The following is a 26,614-nucleotide window of genomic DNA, read 5'->3' as shown; positions in this document are numbered from 1 at the left end:
GAGAAACGTTGAAGAAGCTTGTCGTCGCCGTGGTGGTGATCTGGGGGCTGGTCCTCGTCGTCGGCGTCGCCGCCGCGGTCGTCGTCATCGTGCACAACTCCGACGACTCCGACGCCTCCTCGACGAGCAGCCCGTCGAGCGCGCCGGTCCCGCCCTCGACGTCGTCGTCGAGCGGCTCCGGCGACGTGCCGCCGGGACTGGACCGGTTCTACAGCCAGCAGATCGACTGGACGTCGTGCGGTTCCGACGACTGCGGGAAGCTCGAGGTGCCGGTCGACTACGCCCACCCCGACGGCGACACGATCGAGCTCGCCGTCGAGCGGCACGACGCGACCGGCGACCGGATCGGCTCGATGATCGTCAACCCCGGCGGCCCCGGCGCACCGGGCACCGACGTCCCGGCGCAGGCCGACTTCTACTTCGCCGACCCGCTGCTGCAGGCCTACGACATCGTCGGCTTCGACCCGCGCGGCACCGGCGCCTCCAGCCCGGTCGACTGCCTCAGCGACTCCCAGCTCGACGACTACGTCGCCGAGGACCCCGGCCCGGACACGCCGGCCGAGGTCAGGAGCTACGTCGAGGAGACGCACCAGTTCTGGAAGGGCTGCGCCGCCCACACCGGCGACCTCCTCGGCCACGTCAGCACGATCGAGGCGGCCCGCGACATGGACGTCCTGCGCGCCGCCGTCGGCGAGTCGAAGATGACCTACTTCGGCTTCTCCTACGGCACCAAGCTCGGCGCGACGTACGCCGACCTGTTCCCCGACAAGGTCGGCAAGTTCGTCCTCGACGGCGCGATCGACCCCAAGCTCCCCCTCTACGACAGCACCCTGGACCAGGCCCAGGGCTTCGAGGTGGCGCTGCGCTCCTACGTGCAGAACTGCGTCGACCAGGGCAGCTGCTTCCTCGGCGACACCGTCGACGCGGGTCTGCAGACCATCACCGGCCTGCTCGACCAGGTCGAGGCGCACCCGCTGCCGACCAACCAGGACCGGGAGCTGCAGATCGGCAACGCCGTCTACGGCGTGATCACCCCGCTCTACAACAAGGACTACTGGACCTACCTCGACCAGGCGCTGCAGCAGGCGCTCGACGGTGACGGCAGCACCCTGCTCGCGCTCTCCGACGCCTACGGCTCGCGCACCAAGAACGGCAGCTACTCCGACAACAGCCTCGAGGCGATCTCGGTCATCAACTGCCTCGACGACCCGACGACGTACACCCCCGCGCAGGTGGAGAAGCACTACGGCGCCTTCGAGAAGGCCTCGCCGACGTTCGGCCACATCTTCGCCTGGTTCCTGACCGCCTGCGACGGCGACACCGTGAAGAGCTCGGAGCCGCCGATCAAGATCGACGCCCCCGGCGCGGCCCCGATCGTCGTCATCGGTACCACCCGGGACCCGGCCACCCCCTACGAGGAGGCGGTCGCGATGGCGAAGGAGCTCGACTCCGGCGTGCTGCTGACCCGTGACGGCGACGGCCACACCGGCTACAACCACGGCAACACTTGCATCGACGACGCCGTCCACGCCTACCTGCTGCAGGGCAAGGTCCCCGCCGACGGGACGAAGTGCTGAGGCCTCCCGCCGGTTTCACCCCTTCCTGACCCCGCCGGTATGCTTCCGCAGGTTGCACGCCGCCTTAGCTCAGTCGGTAGAGCGGCTCACTCGTAATGAGCAGGTCGTCGGTTCGATTCCGACAGGCGGCTCCACCGAAGCCCGGCCCGCAAGGGCCGGGCTTCGCCGCATCGAGGATTGCTGAGGAGTGCGCGGGCATGGACGAGTCGCGGTACGGCAAGACCCCGCGCTGGCGGATCCTGGCGTTCGGCCTGCCGCCCGCCGTCCTGCTGCTGGTGGCCGGTGTGGCGCTGACCCTGGCCGCGTGGGGCGTGATCGGGACGGGCGAGAAGTCCGAGGGACTGGCCGTGCTCGGGCCGCTGCTGGCGGGCTTCGGCGTCGCGCTCGCGTACGTCGTCCTGCGCCCGCGTCCCTAGCCGCTCGGACCGAACCGCTCCACCCGGATCGACGCGGCGGGGGCGCCGCAGTCGACGAGCAGGGTCTCGGCGTACGCCGCGAAGCGGGGCGAGCCGCAGACGTAGAAGCTCTCGATCCCGGCGAGCAGCGGAGCGACCTCGTCGGCGGTCGGGGCGCCTGCGGGCCGGGTGCCGCTCGCCACGCGGGTGTAGGCCATGGTGGAGCCGGCGGCCGCCAGCTCGTCGGCGTAGGGCAGCGTCTCGGGTGTGCGGCCGACGGCGACGACGCGGAGCAGGTCGGTGCGGTTCAGTCGCCGGGCGGCGCGGACCATCGAGACGGCGGGGACGACGCCGGTCCCGCCGACGAGCACCAGCGCCGGGGTCGCCGTGTCCCAGGTGAACCAGCGACCGATCGGTCCGCGCAGCTCCAGCTCGTCGCCCACCTCGGCCACGTCGGCCAGGAAGCCGGACACCTCGCCGTCGGGCAGGCGCTCGACCAGGAGCTCGACGAGCGGGTCGTCGTCGGCGGAGGCGACCGAGTAGGACCGCTGGGCGGTGTAGCCGTCGGGGGCGCGCAGCCGGACCAGGTAGTGCTGGCCGGGCCAGTGCCGCTGGCGGTCCACCACGTCCATGCGGAGCCGGACCGTGCTCGGCGTCGGGTTGTCCTTCTCCACGACGGTCCCCGTCGTCCACGTGGTCGGTCGGGGCCGGACGTCGTCGATGGCGCTCATCGCGGGCTCACGACCTCAGTCGCCCTGGTAGCGCTGCTCGAGCCACGGGTCACCCCGGTCGTGGTAGCCGTTCTGCTCCCAGAACCCCGCCTGGTCGCGCTCCATCAGCTCCAGGCGGGAGACCCACTTGGCGGACTTCCAGAAGTAGAGGTGCGGCACCAGGAGCCGGGCCGGTCCGCCGTGCTGGCGGTCGAGCGGCTTCCCGCCGAACTCCCAGACGACCCACGCCTTGCCGCCGGTCACGTCCGCGAGCGGCAGGTTGGTGGTGTAGCCCGTGCTGGAGTGCGCGAGCACGAACGCCGCCTCGGGGAGCGGCCCGGCCGCCTCGAGCAGGGTGTCGACGCTGACGCCGGTGAACGCCACGTCGAGCTTCGTCCACGTGGTCACGCAGTGGATGTCGCCGGTGTACGTCGACCTCGGCAGCCCGCGGATCTCGTCCCACGACCACGTCGTCGGCCGTTCCACCAGGCCGTCGACCTTCAGCGACCACTGCTCGGGCTCGATCTGCGGCGTCGCCTCGGCCGTCAGCACCGGCCACCCGCCGCCCACGTCGTACTGCCCCGGCGGCAGCCGGTCGTCGCGATCGCGTCTCTTGCCGAGGAAGCCTCTGGTCGCGCTCATGATGGCGCCATTGTGCCTGCGGCCGGGGCCGGTGTCGTCCCCCGATCCTCAGCTGCCGAGGATGTCCCGCACGGCGAGCGAGGCGAAGGTCATGGCGGAGCCCAGCGGCGCGCCGGGGCCGGGGTACGCCGAGCCGAACACCGAGGCGGCGGAGTTGCCGGCGGCGTACAGCCCCGGGATGGGAGCGCCGGACCCGTCGAGCACCCGGCCGCGCGCGTCGGTGACCAGGCCGCCCTTGGTGCCGAGGTCGGAGAGCACGAACCGCGCGGCGTAGTAGGGCGGGGTGTCCAGCGGCACCAGCGCCTTGTTCGGTGTGCCGGCTCCCGCGAAGAAGGTGTCGTACTCGTCCTCGCCGCGGCCGAAGTCCTCGTCGACCCCCGAGGCGGCGAACCCGTTGAAGCGGGCGACGGTCTCCTCGAGCGCAGCGGCGTCCAGCCCGGCGAGCGCCGCGAGCTCGGCGAGCGTGTCGGCGCGGACCCACGTCCCGGCGGCGAGGTGCTCCTCGGCGTCGCCCTCCGGCATCGCGATCGCCGGCAGCCGGCCGCCCTCCCGCGAGTCGAAGACGAACCACGAGGGCACCCGCTCCGGCGCGGCCGCCATCACCCGGCCGAACCGGTCGTAGGGCAGTGACTCGTTGCCGTAGCGTCGCCCGTGCTGGTCGACCATCAGCCCGCCGCGGAACCCGAGCGTGAACGTCCCGCTGCCGTCGGGGTGCTCGAGACCAGGGCAGAACCATCCCTCGCCGGCGTAGTCGGTCGCCGCACCGGCCGCGGCGCAGGCCTCGATGATCTCGCCCGTGTTGGTGCCGCGCGGCGCCATCGTCCACGCCGCGCTGCCGGGCGTGCCGTGCTCCTTGCGCAGCCGCGGGTTGCCCTCGAAGCCGCCGGCAGCGACCACGATCCCGCGCCGGGCACCGATCAGGGCCTCGCCCCCCTCCGTCTCCACCCGTACGCCGACCGCCCGCCCGCCGTCGTCGCGACGCACGCCCGTGGCGTGGTGGCCCGTCCGGATCGTCCCGCCGTCGCGGACGAGCATCGCGGCGAGCCGGCCGATGAGGGCCTGGCCGCCGGACAGCGTCGACCGGCCCCCGCGACCCACCCGGTCGCGCTCGACGGGCGGGCGCACCAACGCGGCCACCTGCGGGTCGAGGTCGTCCCGCGCGATGGAGACGGGCTGGATCGAGCGGCCCATCGGGACCCGACCGGGCGCGTCGTAGTACTCGGAGAACGGGATCCACTCGAAGTCCATCAGCGGGTCGGACTCGAGCTCGGCCACCAGCTCCGGCGCATGCGCGAGCAGCGCCTCCACCCGCTCGGTGTCGGGGTCCGCCAGCACGGCGGCGAGGTAGGCGCGGGCGCCGTCGGTGGAGTCCGGCAGGCCGGCGCGCTGCTGGACCTCGCTGCCGGGAAGCCAGCAGGCGCCACCGGAGTAGGCCGACGTACCGCCGATGTGGTCGGTCCGCTCGAGCACCACCGTGCTCAGCCCGGCCCGCGCGGTCAGGGCGGCAGCCGTCATCGCCCCGCCGCCGGAGCCGACCACCACGACGTCGTACGCCTCGTCCATGGCAGAACTGTAACGTGTTCTACCTATGGCCGAGGTCGGTCAGCGGGCGGCGACGTCCTCCAGCGCGACGGCGCCCGCCTCGTCGGCGGCACGGAGCCGCGGGACCGCGGCCGCGATCGCGACACCGGCGAACGCCGCGACCGCCGCGACGACGAAGCAGAGCCGGAAGGCACCCTGGGTCGGCACCTCCAAGGCCCCGAACGGCTGGGTCCTGCTGGTCAGGATCGTCGCCATCGCGGCGGCGGAGATCGTCGTGCCCAGCGAGCGCATCAGCGAGTTGAGGCCCACCGCGGCGGCCGCCTCCCGCGGCGGGACGGAGTCCAGGATCAGGGTGGGCATGGCGGCGTACCCGATGCCCACGCCGGCGGCCGCGATGCAGGCAGCGACCATCAGCTGCCAGGCCGCGCCCATCAGCAGCAGCGCCACCAGGTAGCCGATGCCCAGCACGACCGCGCCCAGCATCAGCGTCAGCTTCGCGCCTACTCGTCCGATCAGGCTGCCGGAGACCGGCGAGAGCAGCATCATCATCAGCCCGCCGGGCGCCATCCAGAGCCCGGCGGCGAGGATCGACTGGTCCAGGCCGTAGCCCGTCGCCGCCGGCTCCTGGAGCAGCTGCGGGATCGCGATCGACTGCGCCATCATCCCGAAGCCGATGGCCACCGCCGCGATGTTCGTCAGCAGGACCGGGCGCTGCGCGCTCGTCCGCAGGTCGACGATCGGCTCGTCCTGGCGCAGCTCGAAGGCGACCCAGGCCAGCAGCACCAGGACGCCGAAGGCGATCGCACCCAGCGTCCGGCCGTCGCCCCAGCCCCAGGCGCTGGACTTGGAGACGCCGACCAGGAAGGACACCAGGCCCACCGCGAGCCCGATCGCGCCGACGACGTCGAGCCGGCCGGGGACCGCGTCGTGGACGTGCGGGACGACGGCGACGCAGGCGGCGGTCACCAGCGCGGCGAGCGCCGCCCCGACCCAGAACAGCCAGTGCCAGTGCCCGGCGTTGGCGATCCACGCGGCCAGCGGCAGGCCGATCGCGCCGCCGACGCCGAGCGTCGCGCTCATCGCCGCGACCGACGTGGCGGCCATCCTCGGCGGGACGATCTCGCGGATCAGCGAGATGGCGACCGGGATGAAGCCCATCGCGACACCCTGCAGGGCGCGCCCCGCGAGCATGGGGACCAGCGACGAGGACAGCGCGCAGACGACCGACCCGGCGAGCAGGGTCGCGGAGTTCACGACGAGCACCCGCTGCTTGCCGACCATGTCGGCGAGCCGGCCGGCGACCGGCATCGAGACCGCCGCGGCGAGCAGGGTGATCGTCACGATCCACGCGGCGTTGGACGCCGAGGTGTGCAGCAGCCCGGGGAGCTCGCTCTGGATCGGGATCACCATGGTCTGCGTGGTGGCGGCCGCGAGGCCGCCGAGGCACAGGGCGACGACGGCGACGAGCGGGTTGCGTGCGATCTCAGTCGGCGGCGCGGGTTCGGACACGGGTCGTCCTCCTGGTCGGTTGCGGCGCAGCCTACAAACTACTTGCTGCGAACAACCAATCGAGTCGCGCGGGTCACCGGCCGCGACCGGCACAGGTCGCGGCTGCTGGAGGAATCGGCTACTCCTCCTCCGGCAGCCGCGTCTGCGCCAGCAGGTACTGCGTGAGCCTGCTGTCGTGGTGGTGATCGTGGATGCGCACGGGCTCGGGGATCATCCGGCCCTCGGCCGCGTCCCAGAACCGGTCGACCCCGTGCGCGACGCGTCGCGCGACCCGACCGCGGACGCCTTGATGGGGGAGGTGCGGGTGCGGACGCGTCGGGGCGTCGAGCTCGGCGCGGTAGAGCCGCTCGGTCAGCTCGCCGCAGTGCAGCTCGTCGGTGGCGTCCACGATCCGGGCGACCAGCGCCTCCTCGAGCGTCAGCAGGTCGTCGAACCGCTCGTGGACGTCGGCCCAGATCGACGCCCACGGGCGCCCGACGGCGTACGCCGACCCGTACAGCTTGGACTTCGCCTGGAACATCGCGTCCTCGAGCCGCCTGCTGAGCCGGACCAGCTCGGCCGCGGCGTCGTGGCCGTCCGGCAGGCGTCGACGTACGGCGGGCACGAGCACCGCGTTGACCGCACCGACGTGCCGGCTGGTGCCGGCGAGGAAGGTGTCGGTCGCGGGGAACCGGTCACGGGGCCGGTCGCGCGTCGGCCTGCTGGCCTCGGCGCGATCGAGTCGTGCCGCCAGGATGCTGCGGGTGACCTTGATGCTGGTGCTGAGCGTGTCGCGCATGGCTGCCCTTCCGGACCTCCCTGCCTTCCATGGTGCGCCTCCGCACGGGCCGCGGCAAGGGTCTCAGAGCGCGGGGTCGGTCCACGCCATCTGGACCACCTCGACGCCGCGGTCCCGGGTGACCAGCTGGCCGCGCCCGGCCTGGGCGATCGAGGGTCGGACGTTGCCGAGCAGCGGCCCCTCGTCGCGGCTGCCGGACAGCAGCAGCCCGGGCATCGCCAGGTCCCGGAGGCCCTGGATCACCGGCTCGTAGAGCGCCCGCGACGCGCCGCCGGACCGGCGGGCGACCACGACGTGCAGGCCGACGTCGCGGGCCTGCGCGAGCAGCGGCTGCAGCTGGGCGACGGGGGAGCTCTGCTGGGTCGCGACCAGGTCGTAGTCGTCCACGACCACGAACACCTCGGCACCCGTCCACCACGCGCGGCTGCGCAGCTGGTCCGGCGTCACGTCGGGGCCGGGGATCCTGCTCTCAAGGTACTCAGCGAGGTCCTTGAGGGCCGGCTGCGCCTGGGTCGCCGAGGTCAGGTAGTTGAGCAGGTACTCCTCCGGCACCTCGCCGAGCAGCGACCGGCGGTAGTCCACGAGCACGACCTGCGCCTGCTTGGGCGTCCGGGTGCGCATCACCTCGTGGACGTAGGCCCGCAGCGTCGCGCTCTTCCCGGACTGCCCGTCGCCGAACAGCAGCAGGTGCGGCTCCGCGTCGACGTCGAGCCGGACCGGCGCCAGCTCCTTCTCGTTGATGCCGAGCAGGAGCGGCCCGCCGGAGCCGGGTACGCCGTCCGCGGCCACGCCGGCCAGGGCGCGGACGTCGGACAGCGCGATCCGGTCGGGCAGCAGCCGCAGCTTCGGTCCGGAGGGGCCCGTCCACGCCTTCGCCACCGCGGTCACCATCGCGTCGACGCCGTCGCCGAGGGTGTCGCCGCGCGGGTCGCCGTCGATGCGCGGAAGGGCGCCGAGGAAGTGCAGCTTGCCCGGCACCAGGCCGCGGCCCGGCCGGCCGGGAGGCACGAGCGCAGCGACCTTGCGGTCGATCTCGGAGTCGAGGACGTCGCCGAGCCGCAGCTCCAGCCGGGTGCCGAACAGGTCGCGCATCGACGCGCGGAAGTCCGCCCAGCGTGACGCGCCGGCCACCACGTGCAGCCCGAAGGTGAGGCCGCGGGAGGCGAGCTGCTGCAGCTCCATCTCGAGGTCGTCGAAGTCGGCGCGGAGCGTGCTCCAGCCGTCGACGACGAGGAACAGGTCGCCGTACCCGTCGTCGACCACGTCGCCGTGCCGGCCGGCCTGGAACCGGCGCCGGCGGTAGGTCTCGATCGAGTCGATGCCGTGCTGGCGGAAGTAGGCCTCCCGCCGGTCCACGGCCCCCTGGAGCTCGGCGACGATCCGCCGCACCACCTCGGGCTCCGAGCGGGTGCCGGTGCCGGCGACGTGCGGGAGGTCGGACATCGGCGCGAAGGTGCCGCCGCCGAAGTCGAGGACGTAGAACTGGCTCTCCAGCGGCGTGGTCGTCAGCGACAGGCTGGTGACGATCGTGCGCAGCAGGGTGCTCTTGCCGCTCCGCGGCCCGCCGACGACGGCGACGTGGCCGGCGGCGCCGCTGAGGCTGACGGTCAGCACGTCGCGACGCTGCTCGCGCGGCCGGTCGACGGTGCCGAGCGGGACGGTGAGGCCGCCCATCGCCCGCCACCGCGGGGAGACGAGCCCGAGGTCGGGCTGCCGGGTGAGGTCGCCCATCAGCTGGTCGAGGGTGTCCGGGACGTCGAGCGGCGGCAGCCAGACCTGGTGCGCCGCCGGGCCCCTGCCCTCCATCCGGGAGACCGCGACGTCGAGCAGCGTGGTGCTGCTGGTCTCCGCCGGCTGCGGCTCGGCCCGGTCGTGGTCGGCCGCCGGGTCCGGCTCGAGGAAGGCCTGCACCTCCGAGATCGTGAACGGCAGGATCCCGCGCAGGTTCCCGCCGTCGTCGCGGCGCACCCGCGGCCCGCCGGTCGTCGGCGGCCCGGACACGTAGCCGGCCTTGAACCTCGTCAGCGTGGTCGGGTCCGGCTTGAGGTAGCCGAGCCCGGGGACCGCCGGCAGCTCGTAGGCATCCGGTACGCCGAGCACCGCGCGCGACTCCTGGGCGCTGAAGGTCCGCAGCCCGATCCGGTAGGACAGGTGCGACTCCAGCCCGCGCAGCCGCCCCTCCTCGAGCCGCTGCGACGCGAGCAGCAGGTGCAGCCCGAGCGAACGGCCGAGCCGGCCGATCGCGACGAACAGGTCGATGAACTCCGGCTTGGCCGAGAGCATCTCGGAGAACTCGTCGACGACGATGAACAGCGACGGCAGCGGTGCGAGGTGCGCGCCCTCGGCCGTCGAGGTGCGCGCCTTCTCGTAGTCCCGCACCGATGCGAAGTTGCCGGCCTCGCGCAGCAGCTCCTGGCGTCGCACCATCTCGCCGGACAGGGCGTCCTGCATGCGGTCGACGAGGGTCAGCTCCTGCGCCAGGTTGGTGATCACCGCCGAGACGTGGGGCATCTCGGCCATGCCCGCGAAGGTCGCGCCGCCCTTGAAGTCGACGAGCACCATGTTCAGCTGCTCGGGGGAGTGCGTCATCGCCAGCCCGAGCACCAGGGTCCGGAGGAACTCCGACTTGCCGGAGCCGGTCGCCCCGATCACCAGGCCGTGTGGACCCATGCCCTGCTGGGCGGACTCCTTGATGTCGAGGTGGATCGGCACGCCGCCCTCGCCGACGCCGATCGGCACCCGCAGCCGGTCGCGCGCCGGTCGCGGACGCCAGGCCGCGCCCGGGTCGAACGCATGCACGTCGCCGAGCCCCAGCAGGTCCATGAAGTCCAGCGGGCCAGTGATGTCGGCGCCGGTGTCCTCCACGTTGACGGTCGTCCCGGCGGAGAAGAGCGGCGTCAGCCGGCGGGCGAACGCCTCGGCGACCGCGAGCGTGCACCGGTCGCCGCGCGCGACGATCGGCGTCTCCCGCAGCCGCAACGCGCGGAGCGGCGCCGTCGTCTCGTCCGGGTCGCCGTCGGCGGGGAGCAGCTCGAGCCGCAGCGTCGCGGGGTCGTCGAGCTCGGTCCAGCGCTCGGGCAGGTCGACCACGGTCACGCCGTGCAGGCCGTCCGGTGGGATCAGGTGGTTGCCAGGCGGCAGCGCCGCGCCGTCGGTGATGAGCAGGACGTGCGGCTGGGCCGGCCGCTCGTCGGCGGCGAACCGCGGCCGCTCGCCGAGGTCCTGGGGGAGCATCGCGGCCAGGTCGGACAGCGACGTGCTGACCATCCGCGCCGGGCCGACCGCATCGGTCAGGTGCTGGCTGTGCGCGTGCGGCAGCCACTTCACCCAGTCCCAGTGGGCGAGGTGGTCGTCGGAGGTGAGCACGGCGACCTGCAGGCTCTCGGGGGAGTGGAACGCCGCCGCCGAGCAGACCAGGGACCGCGCGAGCGACCGCGCCGGCTCCGGCTCGCCGCACACCTCGATCGACGCGAACGCGCGGAGGTCCACGGACGCGGGCAGGTCGGGCTGCAGGCGGTGCACGACGAGCAGCCGGTGCAGCGCGGACGCCGCGGCCGGGTCGACGTCGTCGATCGGCGCGCTGTCCGGCGGGACCAGCTCGAGCGCGAGCGGCTGGGCGCAGGTCCCGTAGCGCACCTGCAGGAACCCGGGGTCGACGGGCGACCGCTCCCACACCCGGCTCCGCTCCTCCGCGAACGACGGCAGCGCCGCCGGCTCGGGGTGCAGCCAGGTGAGCGCCTGCCGCTGCTGGTCCGCGGCGTCGCGCGCCACCTGCCGCACGCCGCTCAGGTAGCGCAGGTACTCCGTCCGCGACCCGGTCACCTGCTGCTGTCGCTGCTTCCGCGTCCGGTCGATCTGCACGACGATGAAGCCGAGCGTCGCGAACAGGAACATGCCGGCCGCGATGAACCGCACCGGCCCGCCGCCGGCGGTCCCGCCGAGGCCCGCGACGAGCACGATCGAGCCGAGGCTGCCGAGCATCGGGATCGCGTTCATCGCGACGCCGGCGGCGCCCTCGCTCGGCTGGATCTGCGGCGGTGGCTGGAGCTTGAGCTGGCCCGAGGGGAGCTCGGGCCGGTCCGCGCGCGCCGAGCGCAGGGTCGCGGGCACCGCAGGGTTGGCCGTCGGTGTCCCGAGTTGCGTCGTGCTCATGCCCGTCCTGTCGATGCCCGATCACCGGTGGGAAGTCGTGCCTGCGGCGTCAGCGGTGTGATCTGTGGGTACGACTACCCTGCCCACGGGCAGTCAACCAGAATCCTCAGGACCACCCACAGAGCACTCGGGAGGCTCGATGACCGGCTCGCTGGCCCCGGGTGAGGTGACCGCCGTCAGCGTGCACGGCCCGCGCGGCGTCGTCGACCTCACCGTGCCGACGGCAGCGACCTGCGCCGAGGTCGCCCGGGTGTATGCCGCGGAGGCCGGCCTCGGCCGGGTGCTGCCGCTCGTCACGGGGTCGGGCCGGGCGCTTGCTCCGGACGCCACGCTCGAGCAGGCGGGCCTGCCCTCGGGCACCGTGCTGGTCGCCGTCGACCCCGACGTCCGCCCGCAGGCCGGCGGTCGGCGTACTCCGCTCGTGGCGGAGGCGGGCCTGCGCCCGGGCGCGCTGTCCGCGCTCTGGTGCGGGCTCGCGGCGGCGGTCGCGGTGCTCGCCGGCTGGACCGCGACCCGGCTTCCCGACGACGACCGCACGGTCGCCGTCGTCGTGCTCGCGGTCGCGGCGCTCGTCGGCTGCCTGCCGTTCGGGCCGCTCGCCGCGCAGCGGGTGATGGTCGCACCGGCGTACGCCGCGGCCGCCGTCCTCGCGGTCGCGTGGGACGCCGACCCGGACCTGCTGCCGATCGTCGTCGGTGCAGCCGCTCTCGGTGCGGCGCTCACCGCCGCCGTCGGCCGCGCCCTCACCGACCGCTCCGAGGAGGCGCTGCGGGTCTGGATCGTCGTCGGCACCGCCTGGTTCGTCGTCGCCGGTCTCGCGGCCGTCCTCTCGCAGCCACCGCGGGTGCCGTGGGCCGTGCTGCTGATCGCCGCGGTGCTCGCCGCGCGGCTGGTGCCCGCGGTCGTGATCGACCTGCCCGACCAGTACCTGATCGACGTGCAGCGGCTCGCGGTGACCGCGTGGTCCGCCCGGGACCGACCGACCGGCCGGCGCGGCCGGATCGTCGTGCCGCCGGGCCGGGTCGTCGAGGTCGCCGCCCGCGGCGCACGGCTGGTCGACGCGGCCGCGGTCGCGATCCTCGTCGTGGTGGCGGTCTCCGCCCCGCTGCTCCTCCTCACCGCGGACCTGCCGCTGGACCGGGTCGGTGCCCGGCTGCTGGTGCTGTTCGGCGGTGGCGCGCTGCTGCTCGCGGCCCGGAGCCACCGCCACGCGACGGCACGCCGGATGCTGCGGCTCGCCGGCGTCTACTGCGTCGCGTGCGTCGCGGTCGCGCTGCCGGGGCCGCTCGGCGACCAGGCGCTCGGCGTCCTCACCGGCGTCGTGATCGGGCTCGGCTTCCTCGTCCTCGTCGCCGCCGTCGCGGTCGGCCGCGGTTGGCGCTCGGCCTGGTGGTCCCGGCGTGCGGAGGTCGCGGAGGTCCTGTGCGGTGCGGCGGCCCTCGCGTCGCTCGTCGTGGCCGTCGGGCTGTTCCGCCACCTGTGGGAAATCACGGGCTGAGGTTTACCGATCGCGAGAGGTGGGGTAACCCGTTGCGTGTCGGCTCCGTGGCAGCTCGGGAGCCCAGCAGATCAATCCACAGACCGCCGTACGGCGTCGCTCGTCGTACGCAACATCAATGAGGAGACGACATGTCGAACAGCCCCGAGTTCGGGCAAGGCGAAGGCGTACTCAGCCGGGCCGCCGGGATGGTGGCCGACGCGCGCACCGACTTCAACTCGTACAGCAACACGCTGACCAACCAGATCGCCGGCGTGCACGGCAAGTGGGGCGGCGCCGGTGCGACGGCGTTCTTCACGCTGCACCAGGCCTGGACCGAGAAGCACAAGGTCATCGTCGACGCGCTGAACGAGTTCGAGGACTCGCTGCAGGTCACCGAGCGCGACAACACCGCGACCGACGACACCCAGCGCTCCAGCTACACCAACCTGCAGGGCCGGCTCGGCTGACGCCGAGGGACAAGGGAGAAGACACCATGAGCCTCGACGGAATCCGCGTCCAGCACGCCGCGCTCGACCAGGCGGCGCAGGACATGTACAAGACGGTCCAGGACATCGACAACCGCATGAACCGGCTCGAGTCCGAGCTGAAGCCGCTGCAGAGCAGCTGGGCCGGTAGCCAGCAGCAGGCCTACACCGTGGCCAAGGCCAAGTGGGACTGGGCGATCCAGGAGATGCGCGACCTGCTCGACGACAGCCACCGCACGGTCTACCAGTCCAACGACGAGTACCGCTCCGCCGACCAGCGCGGCGCGGCCCGGTTCCAGATCTGAGCCGCGTCGTTGTTCGTCGGAGGGACCGATCCCCAGCGGGTCGGTCCCTCCTGTCATGTCGTGACGGAGTCGTGCCACGATGCCACCACCGGACGGGCTCTCGGAGGGTCCGTGACGATCGGGCGTCGCGTCGGTCCTCGGGGCCGTCGCTCGCGGAAGGGTTGAGCTGCCGATGAGCCAGGGCGCCATCACCTCGGGCCTGGTGCGGGTCACCGTCACCTCGGGCACGCGCCGGGTCGACCTCGTCCTCCCGGGGGCGGTGCCGGTCGCCGAGCTGCTGCCCGAGCTCGCGCGCAGCGTGGGGCTGCTCGACCCCGCGACCGTGCACGGCGGCTACCGCGTCGTCACCGCGGACGGCCGGCGGCTCGGCACGGACACCGGCCTCACCCTCCAGGGTGTCGAGGACGGCGGCCTGCTCACCCTCTCGGCCGGCGTGGACGACCCGCCCGCGCGGGTCTACGACGACGTGGTCGAGGCGATGACCGACGTCGTCGAGCACGACCTCCGGCCGTGGCAGCCGGCCGCGGGGCGACGCACGGCCCTCGTCGCCGCCGCCCTGCTGCTGGTGCTCGGTGCCGCCGCGCTCCTCGTGCAGCGCGGCTCCGACCTCGCCGTCACGGCGGCCGTGGTGATCGCCGTGGCGCTCTGTGCCGGGGCGATCGTGCTGTCCCGCGCCCAGGACGAGCCGGAGGCCGCGGTCGGCGTCGCGTGGCTCGGGGCGCTCTACGCCGTCGTCGCCGGCATCATGCTCGCGCCGAGCGACGGGTCGCCGTACGCCGACCCGCTCGCGGCGGCCGGTGCCGGGGCGCTGCTCGCCGGCCTGGTGTGCGTGACCGGGCTCGGGGAGGGCCGGATCCTGGTGTTCCCGCCGGTCGCCGTCGGGGCGATCGGCTTCGCCGCCGGCATGCTGATGCGCGCGGCCGACGACCTCGACCCCGGCATCGTGCTCGCCTCCGTGCTCGCCGTCGTCGTGCTGGTGGGGAGCGTGTTCCCGTGGCTCGCGCTCGGCGCGACCGGCACCAACGTGGACCAGCTCTACAGCACGGCCGACATCACCGCCGACCCCGACGACATCGACCCCGCGCGGGTGGGGGCGGACGCCCGGCTGGCCCACGAGATCCTGCTCGCGATCAGCGGGACCGTCGGGCTGCTGATCGTCCTGATCGCCCCGGTGGCCGTGGGCCTGGGCGTGCTCGGCACCCTGCTCGCCGCCGACTGCTGCCTGGTCGTGATGCTGCGGACCCGGCAGTACCGCACCGGCTCCGAGGTCCTGGTGGGGCTGGGCTCGGGCGTCGCCGGGCTCGTGGCGACCGCCGCCGCCGTGCTCGTGCTGCACCCCGACTGGCGGCCGACGCTCGCCGTCGTGCTGGCCGTCGGTGGCGCCGGCCTGATGGCCGCGACCCTCACGCCGTCGGCACCCTCGATCCGGCGCGGCAGGTCCGGCGACGTGCTCGAGACGATCGCACTGATCGCGCTGGTGCCGCTGCTGGTGCTCGCGACCGGGCTCTTCGGCACCGTCACCGACGTGACCGCCGGTCTCTAGGGCTGGTCCGGGATGGCCACCAAGAAGGACCTCGTCGAGGCCTACGGCTTCAGCCGCCGGCGACTGGTCACCGCCTTCGTCTCCGGCGCTCCGGGCGGCCGGGAGGTCGAGCCGGCGCGGCCCGGCCGGACCGTCGTGGCCGGTGTCGCGCTCGCCGTGCTGCTGCTGGCCGGCGCCGCGATCGCCGGGGTGTTCTCCGACCGCGCCGACGAGGGCTGGCAGGACCAGGCCGGGCTGGTGGTCGACAAGGACTCCGGCGCGCTCTACGTCGTGCTGGAGGACGACGCGATCCCCGGGTCCGACGAGCCGACCCTCCGGTCGGTCGTCAACGTGACCTCCGCGCAGCTGATCCTCGGCATCGAGAACGCCGCCGCGCAGTCGGTGCCGGGCTCCGACATCGCCACCACCCGGAAGGGGCCGCCGATCGGGATCCTCGAGGCGCCGGCGACCGTTCCGCCCGCCGGCGACCTCATCAACGACGGGTGGACGGCGTGCACCGCCGCCGGCGACGGTGTCCAGCTCGAGGTCAGCGGCGCGGCCGACGCCAGCGAGGACGAGCACGCGGCGTTCGTCGTCCAGAGCAAGGGCCGGCAGTACCTCGTCGCCCCCGCGCCCGACTCGGGCCCCGACGTCCCGGCGACGGCCCGGGCCTACCCGCTGCCCGACGACGCCGACGCGCTGACCACAGCCATCGGCGTGCACGGCACCGTGGTCCGCGTCCCGTCCGCCTGGGTCGCGCTCTTCGACACCGGCGGCTCGCTCGACGCCGATGGTCTGGGCGTGACCGGCGCAGGGTCGCAGGTGTCCGGCGCGCTCGCAGCCGCCCTGCCGAAGGGGACGCGGATCGGCGACTGGTACCAGACCGACGACGACCGCAGGTTCGTCGTCACCGCCGACGGTGCCGCCGAGCTCGACGACTTCGCGTTCGACGTGCTGACCAGCTCGCGGCTGGGCGGCTACCGGCCGCACCAGGTGCGCGGGGACGTCGACACCGAGAGCATCCCCTACGCCCCGACCCCGCCGTGGGCGCGGTCGCACTGGCCGGTGGCCGGTCTCGAGAACCCGGTCTCGGACGGCGACCAGATCTGCACCGTCCTGCACACGGCACCGGGCGCCCCGCCCACGGTGGCGCTTGCCGTGGATCCCGGGCCGGCGGCGTCCGCGGAGGGCACCGGCCCCGCCAAGGTCGACGTCGACGTGATGTCCGGGCACGGCGCGGTCGTCGAGGACGGCGACTGGTCCGACGAGGCCGGGCTGCCGACGCTGGTCGACGACCGCGGGATGAAGTACGCCCTGCGCGGCGACGAGGCCGTGCACAACCTGGGTTACGACGGCGTCGACCGGGTGGTCGTGCCGGACGGGTGGATGGAGCTGTTCCAGCCCGGCCCCGAGCTGTCCCGCGACGCGGCCCTCTGCCCGCCCACGAACGACCCGGACCCGGCATGCGGCTGAGCGTGCTGCCTGCGGCCGCCCTGCTCGCGGCGTGCGTCACGGCGCCGGGCGCCGCGCACGCGGACGCCACCCCCGCGCAGTGCACCGAGACCGGCCCGACCAGCCCGCGGACCGCGCCGGTGACCGGCTCCAACTCCGTCTACGACGCGCTGCGGATCGGCGCGACGGCCGACCTGTTCGAGGGCACCGCCCGGGCGCCCGGCCAGGGCGTGACGGTCGTGGTGGTCGGCCCGCGGGTCGCCGCGCCCGGTGTCGAGGCGGTCGACCTGGGCCTCCGCTCCGCCGACGGCAGCAGCCCCTACGGCGCGATCGCGGCCGGTGTGGTCCGCGGTCCCGACGAGGGAGGCGTGCCGATCGGCTTCGCGCCGGGCGCCCGGGTGGTCGCGGCCGAGGTCTACGACACCGACTACGGCTTGGGGATCGAGGGTGCTGCCGAGCCGGACGCCGACCGGGTGGCCGCCGGGCTCGAGTGGGTCCACGCCCAGCGCGGCCAGCTGGGCGACCGGGTCGTCGCGCTGGTGCCTCAGGCCGTCGGGAAGGACGACCGGCTGACGGCTGCGGTCAAGCGGCTCGCCTCGGACGGCGTGCTCGTCGTCGCCGGGATCGGGGACCGGCCGGAGACGAGCGACACCTCCTCCCCGCTGAGCGCCTTCGCCGGGGCCGAGGGGACCGACCTGCCGCCGGGCGAGGACGCGCGGGGCGCGACCTGGCCGGCCGGCTACGGCTCGGTGCTCGCGGTCGGCGTACCTCCGCTGCCGGGGGACACCGACGTCTCCGACTACGTCGTGCCGAACTCCGACGTCGACGTCTCCGCGCCGACCGTCGGCGGCGTCTCGTGGGGCGGCAACGGGATCTCCTGCCGGATCGACGTCGCGTCGTCCCAGGTGGCCGCCGCCGAGGTCGCCGCGGTCGCGGCGCTCGTCTGGTCGGCGCCCGGTCACGAACAGGACACCGCCAGGGAGCTGCGGGATCGGCTGGTGCGCACCGCGGCCGGCAGCGACGCACCGGGCGCGCTGAGCCCGGTGAGCGGAGCGGGGATCGTGCAACCGCTCGACGCCGTGCAGCGCATCGACGTCGGCAGGGCCGAGCCCGGCGACGTCGTCGAGCGGGCGACGCCCGCGCCGGCGCCCGAGCCCCGCACCGACGACCTCGCCGGCACCCGGCGGGACGCGCTCTGGTGGGGACTCGTCGCCGGCGGCGCGCTCGTCGTCGCCGTGCTGCTCCGGCCGGTGCTCAACCGCCGACGTGGCTCCTGACCTCTTGAACGGCCCCTGCGCCGGGTACCGGACCCGGTACCACCCGGGGTGCCGTCCTGCTCACCGACGAGTAGAAGGCGCCTACTGGGAAGAGGGCTCCTGCGAAGTCCGCCGCCTATGGCCTCGACGCTAGAGGCCGAGCAGGGCTCACCGTCTGGGAACTCGCCGTCCGGGTACGCGTGCAGGTAGTGAGGCGCGGCTCGCGCCGGACATGGGGAACACAGAAGGGTTGATCTCGTGGAATCTGTACGCAATTCGCTCAAGAACGGGAAAGCTGCGAAGGCTGTCCTGTTCGGGTTGCCTCTAATCGTCGTGCTGGCGTGCTCCTCGGGGAGCGGGGGCAGCGATGAAGAGTCGACGGGCAAACAGAAGGACTCCTCCAAGAGCGCTCCGGGCGATGTGGGGAACTGGGACATCTTGAACAAGCCCACGTTCGGAACCGAGTACGGAACTTGGAAGATCGTGGACCTCAAGGTCAAGAACGTCTCGAAGGAGGATGACGAGCCGTGGTTGGAGATCCGGCTGACGAACAAGAAGAACGACCTCGTGGCCACCTTTGACTGCGTGGGGAACACCGTGAACCCGGGTCAGACGACCACGCTGCAGTGCTCCAGCATGGACAAGGTCGCTCCCTACACCGACTACGAGATCAAGAACGCGGTCTAGCCTGACCGTTCGGAACCTGCAGCTTCCGAATGCCGAGCCCTTGACCGGCAGCAGGTCTTGGAAGGCCCGACAAAGAAGCAAGCCTTGCCTCTGGTGCCGCAGACGAGCGTGCGGCGCGTGCTCACCCGGCGCCGCAGCTCCTGAGGCGATCTGTCGGTCGGCCGGGGTGCAGCGGTAACTCAGGGTTACGACCACTACCTCGATGCTGTGAACCGGTCACAGCACCGAGGTAGGGGTCCGTACGCCGAGGGAGCGTACGTAACACCGAGTTACATCGGCGGCGCACCGCTCGCCCGGACCCGGCGCGCCCGGCCGGGCCGAGGTCAATGGCGGAGGTAGGGGGATTCGAACCCCCGAGGGCGTTAACCCAACCCGCTTTCCAAGCGAGCGCCATAGGCCACTAGGCGATACCTCCAGCGGAGGAGGTTACCGGTGCGGCCACCTGCCGATGAAATCGAGTCGACCACCGTCGTCTAGAGTTGGGCCAACCCCCCGTGCGGCGGCATCTCGCCCAACTCCCCCAGGGCCGGAAGGCAGCAAGGGTAAGTGAGCTCTGTCGGGTGTGCGGGGGGCCTTTGCGTCTTCTGAGGTCTCCCGGGGGCGCCGGTCCGCCACAATGCTCGCGTGACGTTCACCCAGCTGGCGGTGGTGGGCGCGGTCGCCCTGCTGGGCCCGCTGCTCGCGTTCCCGCGGAGCTGGCACCTCCCGGTCGTGCTCGGCGAGCTCGTCGCCGGCGTGCTGCTCGGCCGGACCGGGGTCGGCTACCTCGACTCCTCGGACCCGACCTTCGCGTTCCTCGCGGAGATCGGATTCGCGCTCGTGATGTTCGTGGTCGGCACCCACGTCCCGGTCCGCGATCCGGCGATCCGGCCGGCACTGAGGTCCGGTCTGGTGCGTGCGGTCGTGGTCGCGGTGGTGGCCGTCGCGCTCGGCACGGGCATCGGGTACGTCGCCGGGACCGGCCACGGCCCGCTCTACGCGGTGCTCCTGACGTCGTCGAGCGCGGCCCTGGTCTTGCCGGTCGTCGATTCGCTCGGGCTCGGCGGCGAGCGGGTGATCGGCCTGCTGCCGCAGGTGGCGATCGCCGACACCGCCTGCATCGTCGCGCTGCCGCTCGCGATCGACCCGAGCCACGCGGTGCGCGCGGCCGGCGGCACCGTGCTCGTCATCACGGCTGCGGCGGTGATCTTCGTGGTGTTCCGGTGGGGCGACGTGCGGGGCTGGCGGCAGCGGGTGCACGACGTGTCGGAGGACCGGCTGTTCGCCGTCGAGCTGCGGATCCAGCTGGCCGTGCTCTTCGCGCTGGTCGCGCTCGCGACCACGACGCACGTCTCGATCATGCTGGCGGGCTTCGCGTTCGGGCTGGCCGTCGAGGCGGTCGGGGAGCCGCGGCGGCTGGCCAAGCAGCTGTTCGCCCTGACCGAGGGCTTCCTGGCGCCGGTGTTCTTCGTGTGGCTCGGCGCCGAGCTCGACCTCCGCGAGCTCGGCCAGCACCCGCAGATGATCCTGCTGGGCGTCGCCCTCGGTCTCGGTGCCGCGGCAACGCACCTGGTCCCGCTCGCGCTGGGCCAGCCGGTCTCGCTCGACCTGCTCTCCGCCGCCCAGCTCGGCGTGCCGGTCGCGGCCGCGACGATCGGCTCCCAGACCGGCGTGCTGCGGGCGGGGGAGGCCTCGGCGCTGATGCTCGGGGCGATCGTGACGATCGGGCTCGCCGTGCTCGGCGGGGGGCTCGCGGCCCGCGCCGGGCTGGTGGCCCTTCCCGAGCGGCGCCTCGCGGCCTGAGCGCCCCGTCGGTTGTCGCCACCTCCGACTAGGGTGAGCGTCGATGGAATCCCCGCTCGCGCTCTACCGCCGCTACCGCCCAGAGACCTTCGCCGAGGTCATCGGGCAGGAGCACGTCACCGAGCCGCTGCGCGCCGCCCTGGCGGGCAACCGGGTCAACCACGCCTACCTGTTCTCCGGCCCGCGCGGCTGCGGCAAGACGACCAGCGCCCGGATCCTCGCCAGGTCGCTCAACTGCGAGCAGGCGCCGGTCGCCGACCCCTGCGGGGAGTGCGACAGCTGCCGCGACCTCGCCCGGGGTGGGCCCGGCTCGATCGACGTGATCGAGATCGACGCCGCCTCCCACGGCGGGGTGGACGACGCTCGCGAGCTGCGCGAGAAGGCGTTCTTCGCGCCGGTCAAGAGCCGCTACAAGGTCTACATCATCGACGAGGCCCACATGGTCACGACGCAGGGCTTCAACGCCCTGCTCAAGCTGGTCGAGGAGCCCCCGCCGCACCTGCGCTTCATCTTCGCCACGACCGAGCCGGACAAGGTGATCCCCACCATCCGGTCGCGGACCCACCACTACCCGTTCCGGCTGATCCCGCCGCGGCTCCTGTCGTCCTACCTCTCCGAGCTGTGCGAGCGCGAGGGCGTCACCATCGAGCCGACCGCGCTGCCCCTGGTGGTGCGGGCCGGTGCCGGGTCCGCGCGCGACACGCTCTCGGTCCTCGACCAGCTCCTCGGGGGCGCCGGCCCGGACGGCGTGACCTACCAGCTGGCGAGCGGCCTGCTCGGCTACACGCCCGACACCCTGCTCGACGACGTCGTCGACGCGTTCGCCGCCGGGGACGGGGCGTCGGTGTTCGGGGTGGTCGACCGGGTGATCGAGACGGGCCAGGACCCGCGCCGGTTCACCGAGGACCTGCTGCGGCGGCTGCGTGACCTGGTCATCGTGTCCGCGGTCCCCGACGCGCCGGCGTCCGGCCTGCTCGACGTGGCCGAGGACCAGGGAGAGCGGCTGGTCGCCCAGGCCGGCCGGTTCGGCCGGTCCGAGCTCACCCGCGCGGCCGACCTGGTCGCCACCGGTCTCACCGACATGCGCGGCGCGACGGCGCCGCGGCTGCTGCTCGAGCTGATCTGCGCCCGGATCCTGCTGCCCGCGGCCGACCACAGCACCGAGGGCCTCGGCGCCCGGCTGGACCGGCTCGAGCGCAGGATGTCGATCACCGGTACGCCGACCGCCGCGCCGGCGGTCCCGGAGCCCGCCCCCGTCCAGGACCGCCCCGAGCCGTCCCGGGCCGAGCGCGCCGCTCCCGAGCGGGTCGAGGAGGTCCCCGAGGCGCCGGTCGCCGAGGTGCCGGTCGCCGAGGGGCCGGAGGCCCCCGTCCCGCCCACCCCCACGCCCACGCCGGCACCGACGGCCGATCCCGAGCCGCCGCCGGCCGCGGCGCCGACGACCAAGTCCTCCGCGGGCATGTCCGCGGCCGACGTCCGGCGGGTGTGGCCCGACGTCGTGGCCGCGACGATGTCGCTGCGCAAGGCGACCTGGTCGCTGGTCAGGCACAACGCGCAGGTGCTCGACTACGCCGAGGGTCTGCTCACCCTCGGGTTCGCCTCCGCGGGGCTCCGCGACCAGTTCGTCAACGGCGGCCACGAGCCCGTGCTCCTGCAGGCCCTCGTCGACGGGTTCGGCATCGAGCCCAAGATCGAGGCCATCGTCGACCACGGCGCGGCCGGCACGTCCACGCCGGCTCCGGCGCGGGCCGCCGAACCGGACGGGCCGCCGTCGTGGGCGTCCGGACCCGAGCCCCCGCCCGAGGCGGCCGCGCAGCCGGAGCCTCCTGTCTCCCGTCGACCACCGCCCGAGGCGTTCGCACCCGAGCAGGCGACCGCGTCGCCGGAGCCTGCCCACGACCCCGACGCCGCGGTCGACCTCGACGACGCCGAGGCCGACCACGAGTCCGGCGCCGAGCTGCTCGCCCGCGAGCTCGGCGCGCAGGTCATCGACGAGATCCCCCGGTCGTGATCGACGCGTGCCGGCAGAGGAGGATGGACCCATGACTGAAGACCCGTCCGGACAGAACCCGCTCGAGGCCCTCGGCGGGGGTCTCGGTGGCCTCGACCTCGGCGGCCTGCTGCAGCAGGCCCAGCAGATGCAGGACCAGCTGCAGGCCGCGCAGCAGGAGCTCGCGGACACGATCGTCAGCGGGTCGGTCGCCGGCGGGGCGGTGTCCGTGAGCCTCACCGGGGTCGGCGAGCTCACCGGCGTCACGATCACGCCGGGCACCGTGGACGGCGCCGACGAGGAGTCGCTCGCCGAGCTCGGCGACCTGGTCGTCGCCGCCTACCGCGACGCGCGCGCCAGGGCCGACGCCCTCGCCCAGGAGAAGATCGGCCCCCTCGCCGGCGGGATGCCCGGTTTCCCCGATGCTCCCGGCGGGCCCTCGGGCCCGCTCGGGTTCGTGTAGGCCCGGACCCAGGACATGTACGAAGGGGTCGTCCAGGACCTGATCGACGAGCTCGGCCGGCTGCCGGGCGTCGGTCCCAAGGGTGCGCAGCGGATCGCCTTCCACCTGCTGCAGGCCGACCCCGTCGACGTACGCCGCCTCGCCGACGTGCTTCTCGAGGTCAAGGCGAAGGTGAAGTTCTGCTCGACCTGCTTCAACGTCGCCGAGGACGACCAGTGCCGGATCTGCCGCGACCCCCGCCGCGACGCCACCGTGCTGTGCGTCGTGGAGGAGTACAAGGACGTCGTCGCGATCGAGCGCACCCGTGAGTTCCGCGGCCGCTACCACGTGCTCGGCGGTGCGATCTCGCCGATCGACGGGATCGGCCCCGAGCAGCTGCACATCCGCGAGCTGCTCGCCCGGCTGGGCCAGGGCGACGGCGCGGAGGTCTCCGAGGTGATCCTCGCGACCGATCCGAACCTCGAGGGCGAGGCGACGGCGACCTACCTCACCCGGATGCTCTCGCCGCTGGGGTTGCGGATCACGCGGCTGGCTAGTGGACTTCCCGTAGGCGGGGACCTGGAGTACGCCGACGAGGTCACCCTCGGACGCGCTTTCGTCGGAAGGCAGGCAGCGACATGACCGATCAGCTTCCCGGGCAGGCGGCGCTGGAGGCCCTGCTCGCCGTGGAGTCGGAGACCGTGCGGTTCGCCGACGAGATCGCCGCGTCGTTCGGCGGCTTCCTCGATGCGCTGCCGGTCATCGCGCGCGAGGCCACCGGGGGCCAGGCCGTCTCGTTGCTGCTGCTGCAGCTCAGCCACGTCTCGCTCGCCGGCGCCCGGCTCGGCGCCCAGCGCGACTTCGCGCCGCGCGACGAGTACCAGCCCGACGTCGGTCCGGACGCCGACCTCGACGACCTCCGGATGCGCCTCGCCGAGCTGCTCGGCGACCTCGACACCTACTGCTACGTGTTCGACCCCTACGACCCGGACATCGTGGAGAGCCAGCTCTCCGACGACCTCACCGGCATCGCCTCCGACCTCGAGATCGGCATGCGGCACTACCGCGCCGGCGACGTGGAGGAGGCGCTGTGGTGGTGGCAGTTCTCCTACGTCTCCTCGTGGGGGACGCTGGCGGGTGCGGCGCAGAAGGCGATGATCTCGGTGATCGCCCACGACCGGCTCGACGTCGAGCTGCCCTCGGAGGTCGAGCAGATCGAGGCCGCGGAGGCTGCGCTCAACGGCGCCGACGTGTCCTAGCGGCCGGCCTGCGTCCGGTCGGCAGAACGCGTCCGGGGTGGCGGGCGCCGCTCGGTAGAATCGGCGGGTCGTCTTCCCCCCTACCCAGGAGTGGTCCGCCGTGGGCATCGTCGTTCAGAAGTACGGCGGCTCGTCCCTCGCCGACGCCGACGCCATCAAGAGGGTGGCCCGGCGCATCGCTGAGGCCAAGAAGGACGGCAACGACGTCGTCGTCGCCGTGTCCGCGATGGGTGACAGCACCGACAACCTGCTGGACCTCGCCGCCGAGGTGAGCCCGCTGCCGCCGGCCCGCGAGCTGGACATGCTGCTGACCGCCGGCGAGCGGATCTCGATGGCCCTGGTCGCGATGGCGATCTCCGACCTCGGCTACACGGCGCGCTCGTTCACCGGTTCCCAGGCCGGCGTGATCACCGACTCGGTGCACGGCAAGGCCAAGATCATCGACGTCACCCCCGGCCGGATCCGGGACGCGATCGCCGAGGGCCACATCGTGATCGTGGCCGGGTTCCAGGGAGTCAGCCAGGACACCAAGGAGATCACCACCCTCGGCCGCGGCGGCACCGACACCACGGCGGTCGCGCTCGCGGCCGCGCTGCACGCCGACGTCTGCGAGATCTACACCGACGTCGACGGCGTCTTCACCGCCGACCCGCGGATCGTGCCGACCGCCCGCAAGCTGGACACGGTGACCTTCGAGGAGATGCTCGAGCTCGCCGCCTGCGGTGCGAAGGTCCTGCACCTGCGCTCGGTCGAGTACGCCCGCCGCTACGACATCCCGATCCACGTCCGGTCGTCGTTCTCCCAGCTCATGGGGACGATCGTGTCCGGCAGCATCAACGATCCCAGGAGCGAGGACAGCACCGTGGAAGAGCCCATCATCGCCGGCGTCGCCCACGACCGCAGCGAGGCCAAGATCACCGTGGTCGGCGTTCCCGACAAGGTCGGCGAGGCCGCCCGGATCTTCGAGGCGCTCGCCGAGGCGCAGATCAACCTGGACATGATCGTCCAGAACGTCTCCGCCGCCGCCACCAACCTCACCGACATCTCCTTCACCCTCCCGCGGACCGACGCCACCACCGCCATGAAGGCCCTGGAGGACCTGCGGGGGGAGATCGGCTTCGACTCGCTGCTGTTCGACGACAAGATCGGCAAGATCTCGCTGATCGGCGCCGGCATGCGCTCGCACCCGGGCGTCTCTGCGAAGTTCTTCAGCGCGCTCGCGGGCGCGGGCGTCAACATCGGGATGATCTCGACGTCCGAGATCCGCATCTCGGTCGTCGTCGCCGAGACCGACGTGGACGCGGGCGTCGCCGCCGCGCACACCGCGTTCGCGCTCGACGCCGACGAGGTCGAGGCGGTCGTCTACGGCGGCACCGGGCGTTGAGGCACGACCCGCCCGCGCCACGGCCTTGAAAACTCGCTCGCGCGACCCGCGGGCGTTCGGAAGGATCAAGTCATGAAGATCGGGATCGTCGGCGCGACCGGCCAGGTCGGCGTCGCCATGCGCCAGATCCTCCTCGAGCGGGCGTTCCCCGCCGACGAGGTTCGCTTCTTCGCCTCCGCACGGTCGGCGGGCCGCACGCTCGCTTTCGGCGACCGTGAGGTCGTCGTCGAGGACGCCGCCACCGCCGATCCCACGGGTCTGGACATCGCGCTGTTCTCCGCCGGGGCGACCACGTCGCGGGCACTCGCCCCGAAGTTCGCCGACGCCGGCGTGATCGTGGTCGACAACTCCAGCGCGTTCCGCAAGGACCCCGCGATCCCGCTCGTGGTCTCGGAGGTCAACCCCGACGCCGCTCGGGCGGTGATCCAGGCCGGCCACGGCATCATCGCCAACCCCAACTGCACGACGATGGCCGCGATGCCGGTCCTCAAGCCGCTGCACGACGAGGCCGGCCTGGTGCGGCTGATCGCGTCGACCTACCAGGCCGTCTCCGGCTCGGGCGTCGCCGGCGTCGAGGAGCTCGCCGACGGGATCGCCGCGGCCGGCGACAAGGCCCGTGAGCTCGCCTACGACGGCGAGGCCGTCGCGTTCCCGGAGCCGGGCGTCTACCAGCGCACGATCGCCTACAACGTGCTGCCGTTCGCCGGCAACCTGGTCGACGACGGGCTGGAGGAGACCGACGAGGAGCAGAAGCTGCGCAACGAGTCGCGCAAGATCCTCGGGATCCCCGACCTGAGGGTGTCCGGCATCTGCGTCCGGGTGCCGGTCTTCACCGGCCACTCGCTGGCGATCAACGCCGAGTTCGCCGAGCCCCTGCCCGTGGCTCGCGCGAAGGAGCTGCTGAGCTCTGCCCCAGGCGTCGAGCTGGCCGACATCCCGAACCCGCTGCACGCGGCGGGCAAGGACCCGTCGTACGTCGGCCGGATCCGCCAGGACCCGGGTGTCGACGACGAGCGCGGCCTGGCCCTGTTCGTGTCCAACGACAACCTGCGCAAGGGCGCGGCGCTCAACACCGTCCAGATCGCCGAGCTGGTCGTCGCCTCGCGGTAGCCGCGCCGCCCGCCCGCAGCCGGCTAGCTGTAGTTCCCCGGCAGGTTGTGAACGGCGAGGCGTAGACGAATAGCGAGGACCTCCGGTACGGAGGGGTTACCACACCAACCTCTTCACCGAAGGTCCTCAATGACTCACGCTAACGCTCCACTGAC

At 73.2% G+C, this 26,614-nt stretch carries 22 protein-coding genes, 2 tRNA genes and 1 other RNA gene; 18 read left to right on the top strand and 7 right to left on the bottom strand.

Features of this window, described 5'->3' with window-relative positions; all coding sequences use genetic code 11:
- Positions 1-8 precede the first annotated feature (8 nt).
- The 3 genes from ABD709_RS11430 (at position 9) to ABD709_RS11420 (ending at position 1,993) form a co-directional block, all read left to right on the top strand.
- Entirely contained in the window at positions 9-1,577 is a 1,569-nt protein-coding gene (locus ABD709_RS11430; protein WP_344775432.1) for an alpha/beta hydrolase, read from the top strand.
- A gap of 58 nt (positions 1,578-1,635) precedes the next feature.
- Positions 1,636-1,711 (top strand) — tRNA-Thr (locus ABD709_RS11425).
- A gap of 63 nt (positions 1,712-1,774) precedes the next feature.
- The gene (locus ABD709_RS11420) at positions 1,775-1,993 is read left to right on the top strand and encodes a hypothetical protein (RefSeq protein ID WP_344775430.1); all 219 of its coding nucleotides are present in this window, start codon (positions 1,775-1,777) and stop codon (positions 1,991-1,993) included.
- On the opposite strand, the gene ABD709_RS11415 is transcribed toward ABD709_RS11420, so the two are convergent.
- From ABD709_RS11415 to eccCa, 6 genes are all read right to left on the bottom strand, one after another.
- A complete protein-coding gene (locus ABD709_RS11415) occupies positions 1,990-2,703 on the bottom strand; it encodes an FAD-binding oxidoreductase (RefSeq protein ID WP_344775428.1) in 714 nt (237 codons plus the stop codon). The two genes, ABD709_RS11420 and ABD709_RS11415, sit on opposite strands and share 4 nt — an antisense overlap.
- Before the next feature lie 15 nt (positions 2,704-2,718).
- On the bottom strand, positions 2,719-3,324 hold the full coding sequence (locus ABD709_RS11410) for a sulfite oxidase-like oxidoreductase (protein ID WP_344775426.1): 606 nt from the start codon (positions 3,322-3,324) through the stop codon (positions 2,719-2,721).
- A 48-nt stretch (positions 3,325-3,372) separates the two neighbouring features.
- Positions 3,373-4,887, bottom strand: coding sequence for an FAD-dependent oxidoreductase (locus ABD709_RS11405; RefSeq protein WP_344775424.1), 1,515 nt, complete (start codon positions 4,885-4,887; stop codon positions 3,373-3,375).
- A gap of 39 nt (positions 4,888-4,926) precedes the next feature.
- Positions 4,927-6,375 carry an MFS transporter gene (locus ABD709_RS11400; protein WP_344775422.1) on the bottom strand — a complete coding sequence of 483 codons (1,449 nt, stop codon included), beginning with the start codon at positions 6,373-6,375 and terminating at the stop codon, positions 4,927-4,929.
- 118 nt (positions 6,376-6,493) lie between these two features.
- Positions 6,494-7,153 carry a hypothetical protein gene (locus ABD709_RS11395; RefSeq protein WP_344775420.1) on the bottom strand — a complete coding sequence of 220 codons (660 nt, stop codon included), beginning with the start codon at positions 7,151-7,153 and terminating at the stop codon, positions 6,494-6,496.
- A gap of 63 nt (positions 7,154-7,216) precedes the next feature.
- A complete protein-coding gene (gene eccCa / locus ABD709_RS11390; protein ID WP_344775418.1) occupies positions 7,217-11,305 on the bottom strand; it encodes a type VII secretion protein EccCa in 4,089 nt (1,362 codons plus the stop codon).
- 139 nt (positions 11,306-11,444) lie between these two features.
- On the opposite strand from eccCa, the gene ABD709_RS11385 reads away from it, so the two are divergent.
- The 7 genes from ABD709_RS11385 to ABD709_RS11355 all read left to right on the top strand — a co-directional run bounded on the left by ABD709_RS11385 (position 11,445) and on the right by ABD709_RS11355 (position 18,492).
- Positions 11,445-12,803, top strand: coding sequence for a hypothetical protein (locus tag ABD709_RS11385; protein ID WP_344775416.1), 1,359 nt, complete (start codon positions 11,445-11,447; stop codon positions 12,801-12,803).
- A 131-nt stretch (positions 12,804-12,934) separates the two neighbouring features.
- On the top strand, positions 12,935-13,252 hold the full coding sequence (locus tag ABD709_RS11380; protein WP_344775414.1) for a WXG100 family type VII secretion target: 318 nt from the start codon (positions 12,935-12,937) through the stop codon (positions 13,250-13,252).
- A gap of 26 nt (positions 13,253-13,278) precedes the next feature.
- Positions 13,279-13,575: a WXG100 family type VII secretion target gene (locus ABD709_RS11375; RefSeq protein WP_344775412.1), complete on the top strand. Its 297-nt coding sequence runs from the start codon at positions 13,279-13,281 to the stop codon at positions 13,573-13,575.
- A gap of 172 nt (positions 13,576-13,747) precedes the next feature.
- Entirely contained in the window at positions 13,748-15,118 is a 1,371-nt protein-coding gene (gene eccD / locus ABD709_RS11370) for a type VII secretion integral membrane protein EccD (RefSeq protein WP_344775410.1), read from the top strand.
- A 12-nt stretch (positions 15,119-15,130) separates the two neighbouring features.
- Positions 15,131-16,570, top strand: a complete 1,440-nt coding sequence (locus tag ABD709_RS11365) for a type VII secretion protein EccB (RefSeq protein WP_344775408.1) — start codon at positions 15,131-15,133, stop codon at positions 16,568-16,570.
- Positions 16,561-17,826, top strand: coding sequence for a S8 family serine peptidase (locus tag ABD709_RS11360; protein ID WP_344775406.1), 1,266 nt, complete (start codon positions 16,561-16,563; stop codon positions 17,824-17,826). The genes ABD709_RS11365 and ABD709_RS11360 overlap by 10 nt, the downstream gene beginning before the upstream one ends.
- A 237-nt stretch (positions 17,827-18,063) precedes the next feature.
- On the top strand, positions 18,064-18,492 hold the full coding sequence (locus ABD709_RS11355; protein ID WP_344775404.1) for a hypothetical protein: 429 nt from the start codon (positions 18,064-18,066) through the stop codon (positions 18,490-18,492).
- 327 nt (positions 18,493-18,819) lie between these two features.
- Here ABD709_RS11355 and ABD709_RS11350 read toward each other — a convergent pair.
- Positions 18,820-18,907: transfer RNA gene (locus tag ABD709_RS11350), tRNA-Ser, on the bottom strand.
- Between the two features lie 71 nt (positions 18,908-18,978).
- Here ABD709_RS11350 and ffs point away from each other — a divergent pair.
- From ffs to ABD709_RS11310, 8 genes are all read left to right on the top strand, one after another.
- Positions 18,979-19,069: signal recognition particle sRNA small type (gene ffs / locus ABD709_RS11345), an RNA gene on the top strand.
- A 47-nt stretch (positions 19,070-19,116) separates the two neighbouring features.
- On the top strand, positions 19,117-20,274 hold the full coding sequence (locus ABD709_RS11340) for a cation:proton antiporter (protein ID WP_344775402.1): 1,158 nt from the start codon (positions 19,117-19,119) through the stop codon (positions 20,272-20,274).
- 43 nt (positions 20,275-20,317) lie between these two features.
- Complete coding sequence (locus ABD709_RS11335) at positions 20,318-22,285, top strand: DNA polymerase III subunit gamma and tau (RefSeq protein WP_344775400.1); 1,968 nt, start codon at positions 20,318-20,320, stop codon at positions 22,283-22,285.
- 31 nt (positions 22,286-22,316) lie between these two features.
- A complete protein-coding gene (locus ABD709_RS11330; RefSeq protein WP_344775398.1) occupies positions 22,317-22,727 on the top strand; it encodes a YbaB/EbfC family nucleoid-associated protein in 411 nt (136 codons plus the stop codon).
- 15 nt (positions 22,728-22,742) lie between these two features.
- Positions 22,743-23,348 (top strand): recombination mediator RecR, encoded by a 606-nt coding sequence (recR, locus tag ABD709_RS11325; RefSeq protein ID WP_344775396.1) that lies wholly within the window; start codon positions 22,743-22,745, stop codon positions 23,346-23,348.
- Positions 23,345-23,965 carry a DUF5063 domain-containing protein gene (locus ABD709_RS11320; RefSeq protein ID WP_344775395.1) on the top strand — a complete coding sequence of 207 codons (621 nt, stop codon included), beginning with the start codon at positions 23,345-23,347 and terminating at the stop codon, positions 23,963-23,965. Before recR ends, ABD709_RS11320 begins: the two co-directional genes overlap by 4 nt.
- 100 nt (positions 23,966-24,065) lie before the next feature.
- Entirely contained in the window at positions 24,066-25,349 is a 1,284-nt protein-coding gene (locus tag ABD709_RS11315) for an aspartate kinase (protein ID WP_344775393.1), read from the top strand.
- Between the two features lie 72 nt (positions 25,350-25,421).
- On the top strand, positions 25,422-26,459 hold the full coding sequence (locus ABD709_RS11310; RefSeq protein WP_344775391.1) for an aspartate-semialdehyde dehydrogenase: 1,038 nt from the start codon (positions 25,422-25,424) through the stop codon (positions 26,457-26,459).
- Positions 26,460-26,614: the final 155 nt, after the last annotated feature.

The sequence above is a fragment of the Nocardioides panacisoli genome (assembly GCF_039537325.1).
Lineage (GTDB): Bacteria > Actinomycetota > Actinomycetes > Propionibacteriales > Nocardioidaceae > Nocardioides > Nocardioides panacisoli.
The sequence above is the reverse complement of the archived record's forward strand: the minus strand, read 5'-3'. Positions and strand labels throughout refer to the sequence as shown.

Coding starts and splice junctions, on each gene's coding strand:
- ABD709_RS11420 (WP_344775430.1), top strand. CDS start 1,775: ATGGACGAGTCGCGGTACGGCAAGACCCCGCGCTGGCGGATCCTGGCG.
- ABD709_RS11415 (WP_344775428.1), bottom strand. CDS start 2,703: ATGAGCGCCATCGACGACGTCCGGCCCCGACCGACCACGTGGACGACG.
- ABD709_RS11410 (WP_344775426.1), bottom strand. CDS start 3,324: ATGAGCGCGACCAGAGGCTTCCTCGGCAAGAGACGCGATCGCGACGAC.
- ABD709_RS11405 (WP_344775424.1), bottom strand. CDS start 4,887: ATGGACGAGGCGTACGACGTCGTGGTGGTCGGCTCCGGCGGCGGGGCG.
- ABD709_RS11395 (WP_344775420.1), bottom strand. CDS start 7,153: ATGCGCGACACGCTCAGCACCAGCATCAAGGTCACCCGCAGCATCCTG.
- eccCa (WP_344775418.1), bottom strand. CDS start 11,305: ATGAGCACGACGCAACTCGGGACACCGACGGCCAACCCTGCGGTGCCC.
- ABD709_RS11385 (WP_344775416.1), top strand. CDS start 11,445: ATGACCGGCTCGCTGGCCCCGGGTGAGGTGACCGCCGTCAGCGTGCAC.
- ABD709_RS11380 (WP_344775414.1), top strand. CDS start 12,935: ATGTCGAACAGCCCCGAGTTCGGGCAAGGCGAAGGCGTACTCAGCCGG.
- ABD709_RS11375 (WP_344775412.1), top strand. CDS start 13,279: ATGAGCCTCGACGGAATCCGCGTCCAGCACGCCGCGCTCGACCAGGCG.
- eccD (WP_344775410.1), top strand. CDS start 13,748: ATGAGCCAGGGCGCCATCACCTCGGGCCTGGTGCGGGTCACCGTCACC.
- ABD709_RS11365 (WP_344775408.1), top strand. CDS start 15,131: ATGGCCACCAAGAAGGACCTCGTCGAGGCCTACGGCTTCAGCCGCCGG.
- ABD709_RS11360 (WP_344775406.1), top strand. CDS start 16,561: ATGCGGCTGAGCGTGCTGCCTGCGGCCGCCCTGCTCGCGGCGTGCGTC.
- ABD709_RS11335 (WP_344775400.1), top strand. CDS start 20,318: ATGGAATCCCCGCTCGCGCTCTACCGCCGCTACCGCCCAGAGACCTTC.
- ABD709_RS11330 (WP_344775398.1), top strand. CDS start 22,317: ATGACTGAAGACCCGTCCGGACAGAACCCGCTCGAGGCCCTCGGCGGG.
- recR (WP_344775396.1), top strand. CDS start 22,743: ATGTACGAAGGGGTCGTCCAGGACCTGATCGACGAGCTCGGCCGGCTG.
- ABD709_RS11320 (WP_344775395.1), top strand. CDS start 23,345: ATGACCGATCAGCTTCCCGGGCAGGCGGCGCTGGAGGCCCTGCTCGCC.
- ABD709_RS11310 (WP_344775391.1), top strand. CDS start 25,422: ATGAAGATCGGGATCGTCGGCGCGACCGGCCAGGTCGGCGTCGCCATG.